This window comes from Allobosea caraganae (genome assembly GCF_003351345.1).
Classification (GTDB): Bacteria; Pseudomonadota; Alphaproteobacteria; order Rhizobiales; family Beijerinckiaceae; genus Allobosea; species Allobosea caraganae.
Window position 1 is genome coordinate 40,869 of the sequence record NZ_QQTO01000028.1, and the last position, 16,216, is coordinate 57,084.

General features: G+C 68.1%; 13 protein-coding genes. 10 read left to right on the forward strand and 3 right to left on the reverse strand.

Annotation, left to right across the window (positions count from 1 at the left end; translation table 11 throughout):
- Window positions 1-27: 27 nt before the first annotated feature.
- The 10 genes from DWF00_RS20430 (at window position 28) to DWF00_RS20475 (ending at window position 11,296) form a co-directional block, all read left to right on the forward strand.
- The gene (locus DWF00_RS20430; RefSeq protein ID WP_114832411.1) at window positions 28-1,620 is read left to right on the forward strand and encodes an acyl CoA:acetate/3-ketoacid CoA transferase; all 1,593 of its coding nucleotides are present in this window, start codon (window positions 28-30) and stop codon (window positions 1,618-1,620) included.
- Window positions 1,617-2,390 (forward strand): enoyl-CoA hydratase/isomerase family protein, encoded by a 774-nt coding sequence (locus tag DWF00_RS20435; RefSeq protein ID WP_114832412.1) that lies wholly within the window; start codon window positions 1,617-1,619, stop codon window positions 2,388-2,390. Before DWF00_RS20430 ends, DWF00_RS20435 begins: the two co-directional genes overlap by 4 nt.
- Window positions 2,383-3,156, forward strand: coding sequence for a 3-ketoacyl-ACP reductase (locus tag DWF00_RS20440; protein WP_181832890.1), 774 nt, complete (start codon window positions 2,383-2,385; stop codon window positions 3,154-3,156). The genes DWF00_RS20435 and DWF00_RS20440 overlap by 8 nt, the downstream gene beginning before the upstream one ends.
- A gap of 110 nt (window positions 3,157-3,266) precedes the next feature.
- On the forward strand, window positions 3,267-3,935 hold the full coding sequence (locus DWF00_RS20445) for an amino acid ABC transporter permease (protein WP_114832414.1): 669 nt from the start codon (window positions 3,267-3,269) through the stop codon (window positions 3,933-3,935).
- 9 nt (window positions 3,936-3,944) lie between these two features.
- A complete protein-coding gene (locus DWF00_RS20450; RefSeq protein ID WP_114832415.1) occupies window positions 3,945-4,595 on the forward strand; it encodes an amino acid ABC transporter permease in 651 nt (216 codons plus the stop codon).
- Between the two features lie 104 nt (window positions 4,596-4,699).
- On the forward strand, window positions 4,700-5,521 hold the full coding sequence (locus DWF00_RS20455; protein ID WP_114832416.1) for a transporter substrate-binding domain-containing protein: 822 nt from the start codon (window positions 4,700-4,702) through the stop codon (window positions 5,519-5,521).
- A gap of 80 nt (window positions 5,522-5,601) precedes the next feature.
- A complete protein-coding gene (locus tag DWF00_RS20460) occupies window positions 5,602-6,375 on the forward strand; it encodes an amino acid ABC transporter ATP-binding protein (RefSeq protein ID WP_281270175.1) in 774 nt (257 codons plus the stop codon).
- A 259-nt stretch (window positions 6,376-6,634) separates the two neighbouring features.
- Window positions 6,635-8,134 (forward strand): efflux transporter outer membrane subunit, encoded by a 1,500-nt coding sequence (locus DWF00_RS20465; RefSeq protein ID WP_114832417.1) that lies wholly within the window; start codon window positions 6,635-6,637, stop codon window positions 8,132-8,134.
- Entirely contained in the window at window positions 8,131-9,339 is a 1,209-nt protein-coding gene (locus tag DWF00_RS20470) for an efflux RND transporter periplasmic adaptor subunit (RefSeq protein WP_114832418.1), read from the forward strand. The genes DWF00_RS20465 and DWF00_RS20470 overlap by 4 nt, the downstream gene beginning before the upstream one ends.
- 1 nt (window position 9,340) lies before the next feature.
- Entirely contained in the window at window positions 9,341-11,296 is a 1,956-nt protein-coding gene (locus tag DWF00_RS20475) for a MacB family efflux pump subunit (RefSeq protein ID WP_114832419.1), read from the forward strand.
- 24 nt (window positions 11,297-11,320) lie between these two features.
- On the opposite strand, the gene DWF00_RS30010 is transcribed toward DWF00_RS20475, so the two are convergent.
- The 3 genes from DWF00_RS30010 to DWF00_RS20490 form a co-directional block, all read right to left on the reverse strand.
- The gene (locus DWF00_RS30010; protein WP_114832420.1) at window positions 11,321-13,051 is read right to left on the reverse strand and encodes an ABC transporter ATP-binding protein/permease; all 1,731 of its coding nucleotides are present in this window, start codon (window positions 13,049-13,051) and stop codon (window positions 11,321-11,323) included.
- A gap of 27 nt (window positions 13,052-13,078) precedes the next feature.
- Window positions 13,079-13,825 carry a ChuX/HutX family heme-like substrate-binding protein gene (locus DWF00_RS20485; RefSeq protein WP_114832421.1) on the reverse strand — a complete coding sequence of 249 codons (747 nt, stop codon included), beginning with the start codon at window positions 13,823-13,825 and terminating at the stop codon, window positions 13,079-13,081.
- Between the two features lie 112 nt (window positions 13,826-13,937).
- Window positions 13,938-16,139, reverse strand: a complete 2,202-nt coding sequence (locus tag DWF00_RS20490; protein WP_181832891.1) for a TonB-dependent hemoglobin/transferrin/lactoferrin family receptor — start codon at window positions 16,137-16,139, stop codon at window positions 13,938-13,940.
- Between the last annotated feature and the right edge of the window lie 77 nt (window positions 16,140-16,216).

Genomic DNA, 16,216 nt, shown 5'->3' on the forward strand with positions numbered 1-16,216 from the left:
CCCCTCCTTCAACCCGACACGAGCACGATGGCGTTTCCCCGCATCCTCACCGCCGACGAAGCCGCCGCCCTGATCCCGGACGAGGCGATCGTCACCGTATCCTCCTCGTCGGGGCTGGGTTGCCCTGATGCGGTGCTGGCCGCGATCGGCCGGCGCTTCGAGGCGGAAGGCCGTCCGAAGAACCTCACCACCATGCACCCGATCGCGGCCGGCGACATGTGGGGCGTCAAGGGCATCGACCATCTGGCAAGGCCCGGCCTGCTGGCGCGCATCCTCGGCGGCTCCTATCCGTCGGGACCGTCGAGCGCCGAGCCGCCGGCGATCTGGAGGATGGTCACCGGTAACGAGATACCCGCCTACAACATCCCGAGCGGCATCCTGTTCGACATGCATCGCGAGGCGGCGGCGAAGCGGCCGGGCGTGCTGACCAAGATCGGCATGGAGACCTTCGTCGACCCGAGGAACCAGGGCTGCGCCATGAACGCGCGCGCCGCGGCCGAGCCGATCGTCAGCCGGGTGGAGTTCGACGGCGAGGACTGGCTCTATTTCAAGAGCATCATCCCCAAGGTCGCGATCATCCGCGCCACCACCGCCGACGAGCGCGGCAACCTCTCCTATGAGCACGAGGGCGGCTATCTCGGCCCGCTCGATCAGGCGCTGGCCGTGCGCAACAATGGCGGCATCGTCATCGCGCAGGTGAAGCGGCTCGTCGCCGCCGGCAGCATCAAGACTCAAGCGGTCTTCGTGCCCGGCATCCTGGTCGATGTCATCGTGGTGGCGCCGGACCAGATGCAGACGACGCAGACGGTCTATGATCCGGCGATCTCAGGCGAGGTGTCCCGCCCGCTATCGAGCTTCGCGACGCCTGCCTTCGACGTCGCCAAGGTGATCGCGCGGCGGGTGGCGCAGGAGCTGCGCCATGGCGATGCCGTCAATATCGGTTTCGGCATCTCGGCCAATGTCCCGCGCATCCTGATCGAGGAAGGCCAGCACGGCGCGGTGACTTGGGTGATCGAGCAGGGCGCGGTCGGCGGCGTGCCGCTGCTCGAGTTCCAGTTCGGCTGCGCCTCCAACGCGGAGGCCTTTGTGCCCTCGCCCTACCAGTTCACCTACTTTCAGGGCGCGGGTTTCGACATGTCGCTGCTCTCCTTCCTGCAGATCGACCGGCAGGGCTCGGTCAACGTCTCCAAGCTCGGCGTCCGGCCGCATGTCACTGCGGGGGCCGGCGGCTTCATCGACATTACGGCGCGGGCCCGGCGCATCGTCTTCTCCGGCTATTTCAGCGCCGGCGCCAAGCTTCTGATCGCTGACGGCAAGCTCGTCATCGAGAAGGAGGGCAAGGTGAGGAAGCTCGTCGAGGCGGTCGAACACATCTCGTTCTCGGGTCCGCGCGCGGTCGCCCAGGGGCAGGACATCACCTACATCACCGAGCGCTGCGTGATGAAGCTGACCAAAGACGGCGTCGTCGTCAGTGAGATCGCGCCCGGCGTCGATCTCGAACGCGACATCCTGGCCCAATCAGAATTTCCGCTGCTGGTGCCTGAGAGGCCGAAGCTGATGGATGCCGCCCTGTTCGAGAACGCCCTGCTTGGCCTGACCGTGCCGAAGAGGGTGGCATGAGCGATCCCGTCCGCCTCGACATCACCGACGGCCTCGCGGTCATCACGCTGGCGCGGCCAGAGAAGCTCAACGCGCTCGACGACGTCATGGTCGGCCTGCTCGGCCGCTATGCCGACGCGATCGACGCCGACCGCTCGGTGCGCGCGGTCATCCTGACCGGCGAGGGCAAGGCCTTCTGCGCCGGCGGCGACATTGTCGCCTGGGGCGGGCTCTCGCCGCTGGAGATGGGGCAGGGCTGGGTCCGCTCCGGCCACCGCGTCTTCGACAAGCTCGCGCGGATGAAGCCGCCGGTGATCGCCGCGCTGAACGGCCACGCGCTTGGCGGCGGGCTGGAGCTCGCGGTCACAGCCGATATCCGCATCTGCGAGGCGCAGGCCAAGATCGGCCTGCCGGAGAGCGGGCTCGGCATGATCCCCGGCTGGTCCGGCACGCAACGCCTGGTCAGGCGGCTCGGCGGCCAAGTCGCGCGGCGCCTCGCGCTGACCGGCGAGATCGTCACGGCCGAGACGGCTGCTACGCTTGGCATCGTCGATCAGGTCGTCGAGAAGGGCGGTTCGCTGGCGGCGGCGAAGGCGATGGCCGAGCGCGTCGCCGCGCGCGGGCCGGTGGCGAACATCGTCGTGAAGCAGCTGATCAACGCCGCGGAGGACGAGGATCGCGCCGCGATCATGGAGACGCTGGCGAGTTCGCTGGTATCCTATACCGAGGACGTCAAGGAAGGCGTCGCCGCCTTCCAGGACAAGCGCACGCCGCGCTACCGGGGTGAGTGAGATGGCGCGTCCCGTCGCCCTGATCACCGGCGCAAGGCGTGGCATCGGCCGCACCATCGGGCTCGCGCTTGCCGAGGCCGGCCACGACATCGCCTTCACCGACCTCGTCGAGGACGAGGCCGCCGCCGAGGCGCAGGCCGCCTTCGCCGGGGCCGGCGCCCGCGCGCTCTTCATCAGGCATGACGTTGCGGCCATCGAGAGCCATGCCGATCTGGTCGCGACGATCCTGCGCGAATTTGGCCGGCTCGACCTCCTCGTCTCCAATGCCGGCATCGGCGCGCCCGTGCGCGGCGACATGCTGGAGATCACGCCTGAGTCCTATGACCTCGTCATGGGGGTCAATCTGCGCGGCGCCGCCTTCCTGAGCCAGGAGGTCTCGAAAGCGATGCTCGCGGGGCCGCGAGCGGGTAACCCCGCGATCGTCTTCATCACCTCGGCCAGCACCGAGCTCGTCTCGATCGACCGGGCGCAATACTGCGTCTCGAAGATCGGCCTCTCGATGTGGGCGAAGGCGCTTGCTGTGCGGCTCGCGCCGGAGGGCATCCCGGTCTTCGAGGTCAGGCCGGGCGTGATCCGCACCGACATGACCGCGAAGGTCGCCGCGAAATACGACGCCCGCATCGCGGACGGCCTGATCCCGGCCGGACGCTGGGGCGAGGGCGAGGACGTGGCGCGCTGCGTCGTCGGCCTGACCAGTGGCAATTTCAGCTACGCGACGGGAACGGTGATCAATGCCGATGGCGGCTTGATGATCCCGCGCCTGTAGATACGCTCAGAGACGTAAGACCAAGAGCCGATATCAAACCGGCCGGCGAGGGCATAGGAGGGACGGATGGCTGGAATAGACTTGGTCACCCGCCGGATCGGGTACGCCGCATGAGTTATGAATTCGATTTCGCCGACGTCTTCGCGGCGTGGCCGGAATTGCTGCAGGGCCTGCTCAACACGCTGGTGCTCTCGGCGCTGGCGATGGCGATCGGCATGGTCGTCTCGGTCGCGGGCGCGCTCGGCAAGACCTCTGGGCCGAAATGGCTGCGCTGGTTCATCGACGAGTACATCGAGCTGATCCGCAACACGCCGTTCCTGATCCAGATCTTCATGATCTATTTCGGCCTGCCCTCGCTCGGCATCAAACTGTCATCGAACGAGGCGGCGCTGATCGCGCTGGTCGTCAATGTCGGCGCCTACGGCATCGAGATCATCCGCGCCGGCATCGAGAGCATCCAGAAGGGCCAGGTCGAGGCCGGCAAATCGCTCGGCATGCGGCCGTTGCAGATCTTCCGCTACATCGTCCTGAAACCTGCGATCCAGGCGGTCTACCCATCGCTGACCAGCCAGTTCATCCTGCTGATGCTGAATTCGAGCGTCTGCTCGGCGATCGCGGCGAGCGAGCTGACTGCCGTTGCGGGCGATATCCAGTCGCGTACCTTCCGCAGTTTTGAAGTCTATTTCGTCGTGACCTGCATCTATCTCGGCCTGTCGCTGTTCTTCTGGAGCGCCTTCGCCGGGATCGAGCGCACCCTCCTGCGCAAGCCAACCCGGTAAGCCCTGACGATGCGCGAACTCGGACCCAACGAGATCCTCTTCATCCTGGCGGCCGTGCGCTGGACGCTGCTGCTCTCGGTCGTCGCCTTCATCGGCGGCGCGATCGGCGGCGCGCTGGTCGCGCTCGCCCGCACCAGCGAGTTCAAGTGGCTGAGGCTTCTGGCGAATGGCTACATCAAGCTGTTCCAGGGCACGCCGCTGCTGATGCAGCTCTTCCTCGCCTTCTTCGTGCCCGGGCTGTTCGGCTGGTCGGTCGACCCCTGGATGGCGGCTGCGATCGGCCTGTCGCTGCACGCCAGCGCCTTCCTCGGCGAGATCTGGCGCGGCGCCATCGAGGTCGTGCCGCGCGGGCAATGGGAGGCGGCGACCTCGCTCGGGCTGCGCTATGGCCCGAAAATGGCGCTGGTGATCGTGCCGCAAGCGGTCAGGATCGCGATCCCGCCGACGATCGGCTTCCTGGTGCAGCTGATCAAGGGCACCTCGCTCGCCTCGATCATTGGCTTCGTCGAGCTGACCCGGGCGGCGCAGGTGATCAACAACGCCACCTTCCGGCCGTTCACCATCTTCGCGCTCGTCGCCGTCGTCTACTACGTCATCTGCCGGCCGCTCTCGGCCTACAGCAAGCGAATGGAGCAAAAGCTCCTCGTCGCCGCGCGCTAAGCGGCGACGCCAGAGCAGGATGCGAAAAGTGGAAGCCGGTTTTCGCGTGAATCCTGCTCTAATCTAACGAGAAGCCTACCAAGTCCACCCGAGGAGAAACGTCCATGTCCCTGTTCAAGTCCATCCTGCGCCGCAGCCTCGGCGCGCTGGTTCTCGCCGGCGTCGCCGCCGCAACGCTTGGTTCTGCCCCTGCAAGCGCGGCCACGCCCGAGGAGATCAAGGCTCGCGGCAAGCTGCTGGTCGGCCTGCTGACCGATTACCCGCCCTTCGGCGGCACCGACGCCCAGCAGCAGCCGGCCGGTTACGACGCCGACGTCGCCAAGCTGATGGCGAAGGCGCTGGGCGTGCCGGTCGAGCTCGTCCCGGTCACCGGGCCAAACCGCATCCCCTACCTGTTGACCAACAAGATCGACGTGCTGATCGCCACCTTCGGCATCACCGCCGAGCGCCAGAAGCAGGTGCTGTTCTCGAACCCCTACAGCTCGCTGACGATCTACGTGCTGGCGCCCAAGAGCCTCAACATCAAGACGCCGGAAGACCTGAAGCCGGTGACGATCAGCGTCGCGCGCGCCTCGACGCAGGACACCGCGATCAGCGCGATCGCGCCGCAGGGCACCCAGCTCAAGCGCTTCGACGACGACGCGACCGCGCTGCAGGCGCTGATCTCCGGTCAGGTTCAGGCGATGGGCGCGAGCAACACCATCCTCGCCCAGCTCAACAAGGACTATCCGCAGCTCAACATGGAGCCGAAGCTGACGCTGCGCGAGCAGGCCAACGGCATGGCCTTCCGCAAGGCCGACACGGCGCTGGCCGAGTTCGCCAACAAGTTCATTGCCGATATCGAGAAGAACGGCGAGCTGAGCGCCGTCAACCAGCGCTGGTTCGGCATCCCGCTGACCAAGCTGCCGCCCATGCCGTCGTTCTGAGAGCGTCTCAGCGCACTACACGGCGCGTCCGGCCCCATGCCGGACGCGTCCAATTCTCAGGTCAAAGCGAGACGACGCGAATGACGATGCCCGCGACCGCCGCCCAAGGCGACGTGATGATCGAGATGCGCAAGGTCGACAAGTTCTACGGCGACTTCCAGGTGCTGCGGAACATCGACCTGACGGTCAGCCGCGGCGAGCGCATCGTCATTTGCGGCCCCTCGGGCTCCGGCAAGTCGACGCTGATCCGCTGCCTCAACCAGCTCGAGGAGCACCAGGCCGGCGAGATCGTGATCGACGGCACCATGGTGCATGCGAACCTGCGCGGCATCGAGGATATCCGCCGCGAGATCGGCATGGTGTTCCAGAGCTTCAACCTGTTCGGCCACCTCACCGTGCTGGAGAACTGCACGCTGGCGCCGATGAAGGTGCGCGGCATCGGCAGGGCCGAGGCCGAGGCGACCGCGCGCACCATCCTGGAGCGCGTCCACATTCCCGAGCAGGCGCTGAAATACCCGGTCCAGCTCTCCGGTGGCCAGCAGCAGCGCGTCGCGATCGCACGTTCTCTGTGCATGAACCCGAAGATCATGCTGTTCGACGAGCCGACCTCGGCGCTCGATCCGGAGATGGTCGGCGAGGTGCTCGACGTCATGGTCGAGCTCGCCGAGAGCGGCATGACCATGATCGTCGTGACCCACGAGATGGGCTTCGCCCGCAAGGTCGCCGACCGCGTGATCTTCATGGATGCCGGCGAGATCGTCGAGGTCGCGCCGCCCGAGCAGTTCTTCACCGCCCCGCGGAACGAGCGGACGAAGAAGTTCCTCGGCCAGATCCTGCACGCGCAGCAGAGCTGAGGCGCAGGGAGGGGACCGGGCTCTTTCGCTGCGGGCAAGCCGATCCAACGATGCTGGCCGGCGCATGACTGGCAGCGCCGAATGCCTTGCAATTTATGGGATCGCTTTGTAGGCCTGCTCGACCGTGAGAGGCTGATATTCCGAGTCGCCCGACGCCTCCTGATTCTCCGGGCGACTATCGTGCACGGCGCCTTGCGGCCGCCGACATGCGTTCCTTCCTCCGACGGGAGAGGGCGCCAACGCGGCGGAAGTGGACGGAATGCGCTCTGGCGACAGGCTGATATCGGACCGGGCGGGCCTGCTCGCACTGCCCGTGCTGCTTTGCCTCAGTGCCTGCGCGGTCGGCCCTGACTATGTCCCGCCGATGCAGGCCCTGCCGTCGCAATGGAACGCGGCCTCCCCGACGCGCCGGCCGCCGGCCCTGTCGGAATGGTGGCGGCAGTTCAAGGACCCCGCCCTCAACCGGCTGGTCGAGGAGGCCGTAGCGGGCAATCTCGATGTGGCGCAGGCCAAGGCGCGCATCCGCGAGGCGCGGGCGAGCCGGGTCCAGGCGATCGCGCCGCTGTTCCCGCAGGTCGATGGCTCCGCCTCAGTGACGCGCTCGCGCTCCGCGTCCAGCGGCGATTCCTCCTTCGGCAACGTCACGCGCAACAGCTTTCGCGCCGGTTTCGACACCTCCTGGGAGCTCGACCTGTTCGGCGCCCGCGACCGTGCCATCGAGGCCGCGACCTATGGCGCCGATGCGGCCGAGGACGATCTCGACGGTGTGCTGCTGACGCTCGTCGGCGATGTCGCCTCGACCGTGATCGAGGCGCGCGGCTACCAGGCCCGCATCGCGCTGGCGCGACGCACCGCCGCGACGCAGCGCGAGACCGAGGCGCTGACCAAGGTGCGCTTCCAGGCCGGCGCCGTCTCGGCGGCCGATACGGCGCGGGCGACGGCGCAGGTCGCGAGCACGGAGGCGCAGATCCCGGCACTCGAGATCGCGCTCTCGGAGAGCCTGAACCGCCTCGCCATCCTGATCGGCCGTCCGCCCTCCGCGATGGCTAACCGCCTGGTCGGGGCCGGGCAGGTGCCGGCCACGCCCACGCCGCCGCGCGCCGGGGTGCCGGCCGATGTGCTGCGCAGCCGGCCCGACGTCCGTCGCGCCGAGCGCCTGCTGGCCCAGGCGACGGCGCGGATCGGCCAGGCCGAGGCTGCGCGCTATCCAGCGGTCAGCCTGACCGGCAACATCTCGACCTCGGCGCTGAAGCTCGGCGACCTCGCCAAGAACAGCGCGATCGGCTGGTCGATCGGCCCCAGCTTGAGCGTGCCGATCTTCAATGGCGGCGAGCTGGCGGCGGCCGTCGACGTGGCGCGGGCGCAGCGCGACCAGTCCGACGCCGCGCTGCGGCTCGCCGTGCTGACCGCGCTGCAGGATGTCGAGGACGCGCTGGTGGGCCTGAGGCAGGAGCGGCTGCGACTCGCCAGCCTGGCCACGGCGGCGACGGCTTCGGGCGAGGCTGCGAGGCTGTCGCAGACGCTCTACCGTTCCGGCGGGATCAGCTTCCTCGACGTGCTCGATGCCGAGCGCTCGCAGTATAGTGCCGAGGATGCGCTGATCCAGAGCCGGATCGCGCTTGCGACCCGGTTCATCGCGCTCAACAAGGCGCTTGGCGGCGGCTGGCTCCGGCCGGTCGAGGTCTCGCGTCCGAGGGTCGACGACCCGCAGCAAGGGCCGCGCCCACGCGCCCTGACCCTGGAGCCCGTGCAGCCATGAAATTGCGCCGCGCCGCCCTGCTGGTCCTCGTCCTCGGGATGTTGGGGGCGGGCGCCTATGCCCTGCACTCGCAGCAGGCGACGCAGCCCGCCGCGGTCCAGCTGCCGACGGTCGCCGCCGCGATAGGCGATGTCGAGGAAGCCGTGCTCGCCAGCGGCGGGCTTGAGCCGATCCGCCAGGTCAATGTCGGCGCGCAGGCCACGGGCCGGCTGATCTCGCTCAAGGTGACGCTCGGCCAGAACGTCAACCAAGGCGATCTGATCGCCGAGATCGACGCCGTGCCCCAGCAGAACGCGCTGCGCACGGCCGAGGCCGAGCTCGCCGTGCTGCGCGCGCAGCGCGACGAGCGGCTGGCCAATCTCGCCTATGCGGATTCCGTGCTGGCGCGGCAGAAGCAGATGCTCGGCCAGAACGCGGTCTCGCGCGACGACTATGAATCGGCCGAGATGACCGTGCTGACCACGAAGGCCCAGATCGCGGCACTGGACGCGCAGATCATCTCCGGCGGGGTCAAGGTCGAGACCGCGCGCGCCAATCTCGGCTATACCCGCATCACCGCGCCGGCCTCGGGCACCGTGCTGGCGATCGTCACGCAGGAAGGCCAGACGGTGAACGCCGTCCAGTCGGCGCCGACCATCGTCGTGCTCGGCGACGTCTCGACCATGACGGTGAAGGCCAAGATCTCCGAAGCCGACGTGCTCAGGGTCAAGGCGGGGCAGGAGGTCTTCTTCAGCGTGCTCGGCGCGCCCGACCGGCGCTTCCCCGGCAAGATCGCCTTCGTCGAGCCGGCGCCCGATACGCTCAAGACGCAGAACGCCAGCAGCGCCTCGGTCTCCTCGAGCGCGACCTCGTCCTCGACCTCGACGGCAATCTACTACAACGCGCTGTTCGAGGTGCCGAACGCCGACGGAAAGCTGCTGACCTCGATGACCGTGCAGGTGACGGTGGTGGTCGGCCGGGCGCGCGGCGTCGTCACCGTGCCCTCGACGGCGATCCGCCGCCGTGGCGACGGGGCCTGGATCGAGGTCATCGGCGAGGACGGCAAACCGGCGCCGCGCAAGGTCACGGTCGGGCTCGACAACAAGATCGTGGCGGAGATCTCCTCCGGACTGAAGGCGGGCGAGCGCGTCGTCACCACGCGCATACCCGGCGCGGCTGGCGGCCCCAATGCGGCCCGCCGCATCCGCGGCCCGCTCGGATTCTGACATGGGCGTGCCGCTGATCAGGCTGAGCGGCGTCCGGCGCGATTTTGGCGCCGGCGAAGCGGCGGTCGCGGCGCTCGACGGCGCCGAGCTGACCATAGAGGCCGGCGAGATGGTCGCGATCGTCGGGCCCTCGGGCTCGGGCAAGTCGACCCTGATGAACATCATCGGCTGCCTCGACCGGCCGACCGGCGGGGTCTACGAGATCGACGGCCGGCCGACGCGCGATCTCGGGCCCGACGAGCTGGCGCGGCTGCGGCGGGAGTATTTCGGCTTCGTCTTCCAGCGCTACCACCTGCTCTCCGAGCTGACGGCGCTCGCCAATGTCGAGGTGCCCGCGATCTATGCCGGCATCCCGGTCGAGAAGCGCCGCAGCCGCGCTGCCGCTTTGCTCGACAGGCTCGGCCTCGGTGCCCGCAAGACGCATCGCCCGGCCGAGATGTCGGGCGGCCAGCAGCAGCGCGTCTCGATCGCGCGGGCCTTGATGAACGGCGCGCGCGTCATCCTCGCCGACGAGCCGACCGGCGCGCTCGATCGCAAGAGCGGCGAGGAGATGCTGACGCTGCTCGAGGAACTGGGACGCGAGGGCCACACCATCATCCTCGTCACCCACGACATGTCGGTCGCGGCGCGGGCGGAGCGCATCGTCGAGTTGAGCGACGGCCGGATCATCTCCGACAAGCGCACGCGGCCCACCGCTGCCTCAGCCGCGAACCCGGCTCTCGACGTGCCCGCAGGCAACTCCTGGCGCGGAGCGTTCGGCCGGTTGCGCGAGGCGTTCGGCATGGCGCTGCTCTCGATGCGGGCCCATAAGCTGCGCTCGGCCCTGACCATGCTCGGCATCGTCATCGGCATCGCCTCGGTGGTCAGCGTCGTCGCGCTGGGCGAGGGCTCGCGCCAGCAGGTGCTCGCCAACATCGCCGGGCTCGGCACCAACACGCTGGAGATTTTTCCGGGCACCGGCTTCGGCGACCGCCGCTCCAGCCTGATCAAGACGCTGACCGTGGCTGATGCGCAAATCCTGGCGAGCCAGCCCTATGCCGAGGGCGTGACGCCGACCGTCTCGACCAGCGCGACGCTGCGCTTCGGCGCGATCGAGGCGAGCGGGCTCGTCAATGGCGTCGGCGAGCAGTATTTCGCGGTCAGGGGCAGCACTGTCGTCCAAGGCCGGTTCTTCGACGAAGACGATGTCCGCCGGCTCTCGCAAGACGTGGTGATCGACGAGAACACGGCCGGCGTCCTGTTCGACCAGTCCGGCCAGAACCCGATCGGCCGCATCATCCTGATCGGCACGGTGCCGAGCCGGGTGATCGGCGTGATGCGCCGGCAGCAAGGCGGCTTCGGCGCGAGCCAGAACCCGCAGGTCTTCCTGCCCTACACCACCGTCCAGGGTCGCTTCCTCGGCGACCTCTCGCTGCGCAGCATCACGCTGCGGGTGAACGACGACACGCCGATGGAGGCGGCGCAGGCCGCCGTCACCGAGCTCCTGACGCATCGCCACCGCGCCCAGGATTTCTTCATCCAGAACCTCGACGACATCCGCCAGGCCATCACCAGCAACAACGCGACCTTCGCGCTGCTGATCGCCTCGATCGCGGTGATCTCGTTGCTGGTCGGCGGCATCGGGGTGATGAACATCATGCTGGTCTCGGTGATCGAGCGCACCGGCGAGATCGGCCTGCGCATGGCGGTCGGCGCCCGGCGCGGCGACATCCTGCAGCAATTCCTGATCGAGGCCTCGCTGGTCTGCTTCATCGGCGGCGTGCTCGGCATCGCGCTGGCGTTGTCCGTGGGCTGGGGCTTCGGCCTGGCCGGCTCGCCGGTGCGCTTCGTCTACTCGGTCGAGGCCTTCGCCGCCGCCATCGCCTGCTCGACGCTGATCGGGGTCGGCTTCGGCTTCCTGCCGGCGCGCAACGCCGCGCAGCTCGATCCCGTCGAGGCGCTGGCGCGCGGCGCCTGAGGCCGGCGTTATCGGAAGAGGAGCCTATACGGTCTGCACGACGCCTGTCGGCGGTTCGACGGGCTCGGTGCCGCTGCGGCTCGTCAGGCGGATCGCGCGGTACTTGCCTAAGCCGAGCGGTGGCCGGTGTGCGATCAGCACGAAGGTCGCGCCGGGCAAGGCCTGGCGCAGCGCGCCCAGCACGTGCTGCTCGGCCTCCGGGTCGAGCGCGCTGGTCGCCTCGTCCAATATGATCCAGTCCGGCCTGTGCAGGTGGATGCGCGCCAGCGCCAGCCGCTGGCGTTCGCCGCCGGAAAGGCCGCGGCGCGCGTCGTTCCAGGCCGGCTCCGCGATCTCCCAGAGATGGCTCATGCCGACGGCGGCGAGCGCCTGCTGATAGGCTCCTGTCTCGTGATCCTCCGGAGCAGCCGGATAGGCCAGCGCCGTCCGCAGGTCGCCGAGCGGCAGGTAGGGCTGCTGCGGCAGGAAGGCCATCCTGGAATCGGGCCGCTCGATCCGGCCTGTGCCATGGCGCCAAAGCCCGGCGATGGCCTTGACCAGGGCGCTCTTGCCGTGGCCCGAAGGCGCCGCGATCCAATATGCTTCGCCGGCTTCAAAACTGAGATCGGGCAGCGGTTCGAGGGTGCGGCCTCCTGGCGTCCAGAGCGCGACGCCCCGTAGCGAGAGCCGGCCGTCCGGCCCGGCGACGAGCGCGGGGCGCGATGCGCTGGTCGCGCCTTCCGCCGCCTTGAGGAAATGGCTGAGCCGGCTGGCCGAGGCGGCGAGTTCGGCGAGGTCGCGATAGGAGAAGATGAACCAGGACAGGGTCGTGACCACGTTCTGGAAGGCCGAGCCGATCTGCATCAGCCCGCCGAAGGTGACGCGCCCGGTGAGAAAGGCCGGCAGGGCCAGGAAGAGCGGGATGCGCAGCACCGTCTGGAAATAGGGCCGGGTGAAGCAGCCGAGGATCAGCTCGCGATTGGCCAGGCCGCGCCAGTTCTGCGCGATCGCGGTAAAGCGCTGCGACAGCAGGCGGCGCTCGGCTGCCTCGCCATCCGCCAGCGCCACGGCCTCGACATGCTCGCGCAGCCGCGTCAACGCGAAGCGGAAATCGGCCTCGCGGCGCTGCTGCTCGAAGGCGAGCGACTTCAGCGGCCTGCCGAGCCAATGGGTGACGCCGCTGGAGATCGCGACGTAGAGCGGCGCGGCCCAGACCATGTAGCGCGGGATCTCGATGGCGACGCCACCGAGCGTGAAGGCGAGCGGGAAGGTGGAGAGCGACCACAGGATCGCGACGAAGGAGATCAGCGCGACGATGTTGGTGATCAGCTCGATCGCCTCGCCGGTGAGCTTGTCGACGAAGATGCGGCAATCCTCGGCGATGCGCTGGTCGGGATTGTCGAGGCCGTTATCGGAGCGGTCGCGCAGGTGCCAATAGGCCTTGCCCGCGAACCAGCGGTCGAGCGCGGCTTCGGTCAGCGAGCGGCGCCAGCGGATCTGCAGCATCTTGCGCAGGTAGCTCCCGGTCAGGAACAGCGCGACGCTGATCGCGATCAGCCCGAAGAAGATCGCGATCTGGCGCAGGGTCGCATCGACGTCGAGCTTCTGCAGCGCGTTGTAGAAATCGGCCGTCCAGGCGATCAGTCGCACCGAGACCTGCACGCCGGCCAGGCCGAGGCCGAGCACGAGCGCGAAATAGACCAGCCCGGCGCGCCCGCCCGGGCCACCGACGCAGAGCCGCGTCAGCAGCGCGATATGCGAGAGGACTGCGGTCACCGGGACGGCCGGGCGGCGCGCGAGGGCTCAGCCACGGGCATTGCCGAGCGGAACCTGTGCGAAGGCCGCCGCGGCGCCGCGCAAGACAAGGCCGGTCGGCTGGCCGTCGGCGTCTTCGGCATGCAGCTCGACCTGATCGTCCTCGTTTCGGCGCCGCCAGCCGGCCAGCGCGCCGGCGCGCAAATGCAGGTGGAAATCGGGCTGCATCAGGTTGACGAAGCCCATGGCCGGCTTCGGTTCCGGCAGCGCTCCGCTCCAGAGCTGATGCAGGCCGGGACGGCGCAGCTCGATCGCGATCGGCAGGCCGTTGCGCAGGATGGCAGCGAAGGTGGCCGCGCCGAGATCGTCTTCGGGCACGTCCTGCGCGCCGCCCATGCCGGATTCGCGCGCGACGGGCTCCAGCGCCTCGCCGGGCCCGAAGGATGCAAGCGCCTGGTCGAAGGGCTCGATACCATCGAGGCCGATCAGGCTGAACAGCACCTCGCCCTCGGCATTCTGGCACTCGAGCCGCGGCAGCACGCGGTCGCGCATCGTGCTGGTACGGTCGGTGACGAGACGCGTGACGACCGTGAGGTCGAGCGCGCTGTCATGCATCTCGCCTGACAGAAGGGCGATATCACCGTCGACGACGACATTCTCGACCACGCCCATGCGCTCATGCGTGGCGCCGCCTGAGCGCGCGCTGAGCATGACGCGGCCCATGCTCGGGAGCTTGGCGAGGATCTCGGCCGGGCGCTGCTTCAGCAAAGCGCGGGGAAGGGCGGTCTCGGTCATCATATCCTCCAAAGGGAAATGCGACGCTCCGGGTCTCGGGTCGGAGCGTCGCCGAATGATCGCGCCCATGCGGGCGCAGTCATTCGATGCTTGTGGCACGTCCGGCGTCGCCTCAGAACTCGACGGAGGCGGCGAGCTTGAAGGTGCGGCCGGGCGCGGTCTGCAGTTCCAGCGGGTTCGTGGCTGCGACGGCGGGCGAGTCGGGCACCTTGTTGAAGGTCGGGTTGACCAGGTCGGCGAAGTAGCGCCGGTCGAAGATGTTCTCGACGCCGCCGCGCAGGGTGATGAACGAGGTCGGCTTCCAGTTCAGGAAGGCGTCGAACACCGAATAGCCGCCGGGCTTGAAGATCGCAGGCGAGCTCGCCCGGGTGGCGCCGGCGGCGAAGGAGCCGATGAGCTCGGCCTCGAGCCCATATTCCGGCATAAGGTACTTCAACCCGGCGACGGCCTTGAGCGGGCTGACATTGTAGGGCGTGGTCTGGGCGCCCGCTTCGGTCTTCTGCCTGCCGTACTGGTAGCTGAACGTGACGTTGGCGAGCCAGCGCTCGTGGAACTTCCACTCGGCGGATGCCTCGATGCCGGAGATCTCGATGCGCGAGAGGTTGCGGTAGGTGATGTCGGTCGTGCCGGGGATCGTCACGAAGTTCTGGATGAAGTCCTTGTAGTCGGCATGGAAGGCGCCGAGCGAGAACCAGCCGTCAGTGAACCTGCCGCGGATACCGGCCTCGTAGGACTTCACCTTCTCGGGCTTCAGGTCCGGGTTCGGGATCAGGTTCTGGGTGCCGAAGGGCAGCGAGGTGTAGAGCTGCTGCGCCGTCGGCATCTTGAAGCCCTCGGCATAGCGGGCATAGAGCGAATAGGTCTCGTCGAGCTTGAAGAGCGTGCCGATCTGCGGGATGAGCCGATGCGAAGCGATCTCGCGCGGCTCCTTGCCGGGTACGATGACGTAGCCGGGGCCGACGCTCGGATCGATCTTGTAGTTGGCGTAGCGGACGCCCGGCGTGATCGTCCAACGCCCGCTCAGCAGCTCGATTTCGTCCTGAAGGTAGAAATCATAGCGCGTCGTCGTCGCGTTGGCGAAGTTGAAGCCGCCGGCGATCGTCGTGGTGGTGACGCCCGTCGCGAGGTTCCTGACGTCGTCGCGGCGCTCGTAGTCGGTCTTGGCCGTGTCGCCCTGGAAGCCGTAGGTCAGGCGGTGGAAGCTCGGGCCGAGCGCGAAGCTCGACTTGGCCTGGATGTCGAGCTGCGAGAACTCCTCGGAATAGTCGAGCAGGCCGCGGGTGAAGCGCTGCTGGCCGTTGGCGAGCGTCTGCAACCTGTTGCTGACGAAGGTGCGCTTCTGCGGCGAGAACGCGGCCTGCCAGCGGATCGAATCGAGGAAGCTCGCGCCGACGTCCCATTCATGTTCGAGCGCGATCCGCTTGCGGGACTTCACCTCGTTGCGGATGTAGGGGCCGTTGCGGATTCCGCTGCTGACGGTGTTGTAGTCCCAGAGCTGGTTCACCGTCGCGTCATTGTCGAAGTACTCGCCGGTCAGCTTGAACGTATGGTCGCTGGTCGGCTTGAAGACGAGCTTGCCGAAGGCGTTCCAGACCGTGGTATCGAGCGGGTTCAGCGTGTCGCAGCCGAGATAGCGCAGGCTCGGCACCGGGCAGCCCCAGCGGCCGCCATCGGCGCGGGCGCGGCTGAGCTTGCCCTCCTGCGCCGTCTTGTGGCTCAGGCCGACGATGGCCTCCAGCGTCGGTGTAAGCCGGAAGGCCGCGATGCCGGTCTTGGTGAAGGAGCGGTCGAAGCTGTCATAGCCGGCGTCGAGGCGCACGGCATAGGGCTTGTCCTTGCTCTTGAGCAGGTCCTGCGGGTCGAGCGTGCGGTAGGCGACGATGCCGCCGAGCGCATCGGCTCCCCACAGCACCGAGCCTGGCCCGCGCACGATCTCGACGCTCTTCAGGAAGGGCAGGTCGACGAAATTGCGGTTGCCGTCGGTGATGCGCTCGATCACGCGGGAGCCGTCGACCTGCATCTGCACCCGGTTGCCGCCGACGCCGCGGATCGTGAAGCCTTCGTAGTTGCCGAACGGATCGGTGCCGCTGGTGATGCGGTTGACGTTGACGCCCGGCTGGTAGCGCACCAGGTCCTGCATGTCGCGCGTCATGCGCTCGTCGAGCTCCTGGCGGGAGATCACGGTGACCGTGCCGGGAACGTCGAGCGCCTGCTTCTCGCTGCGCGTCGCCGTGACCGTGATCGGATCGAGCGCGATCGGCGTGGCGGCCGTCCCGTTTCCATCAGCCCCTGCCGCCGTTTGCGCATATGACATTGCGGCAGGACAGGTCGACAAAAGCAATATCGTTACCGCGTATAGATCCGAATTGTTCTTCATCGCAAGCACCCAGC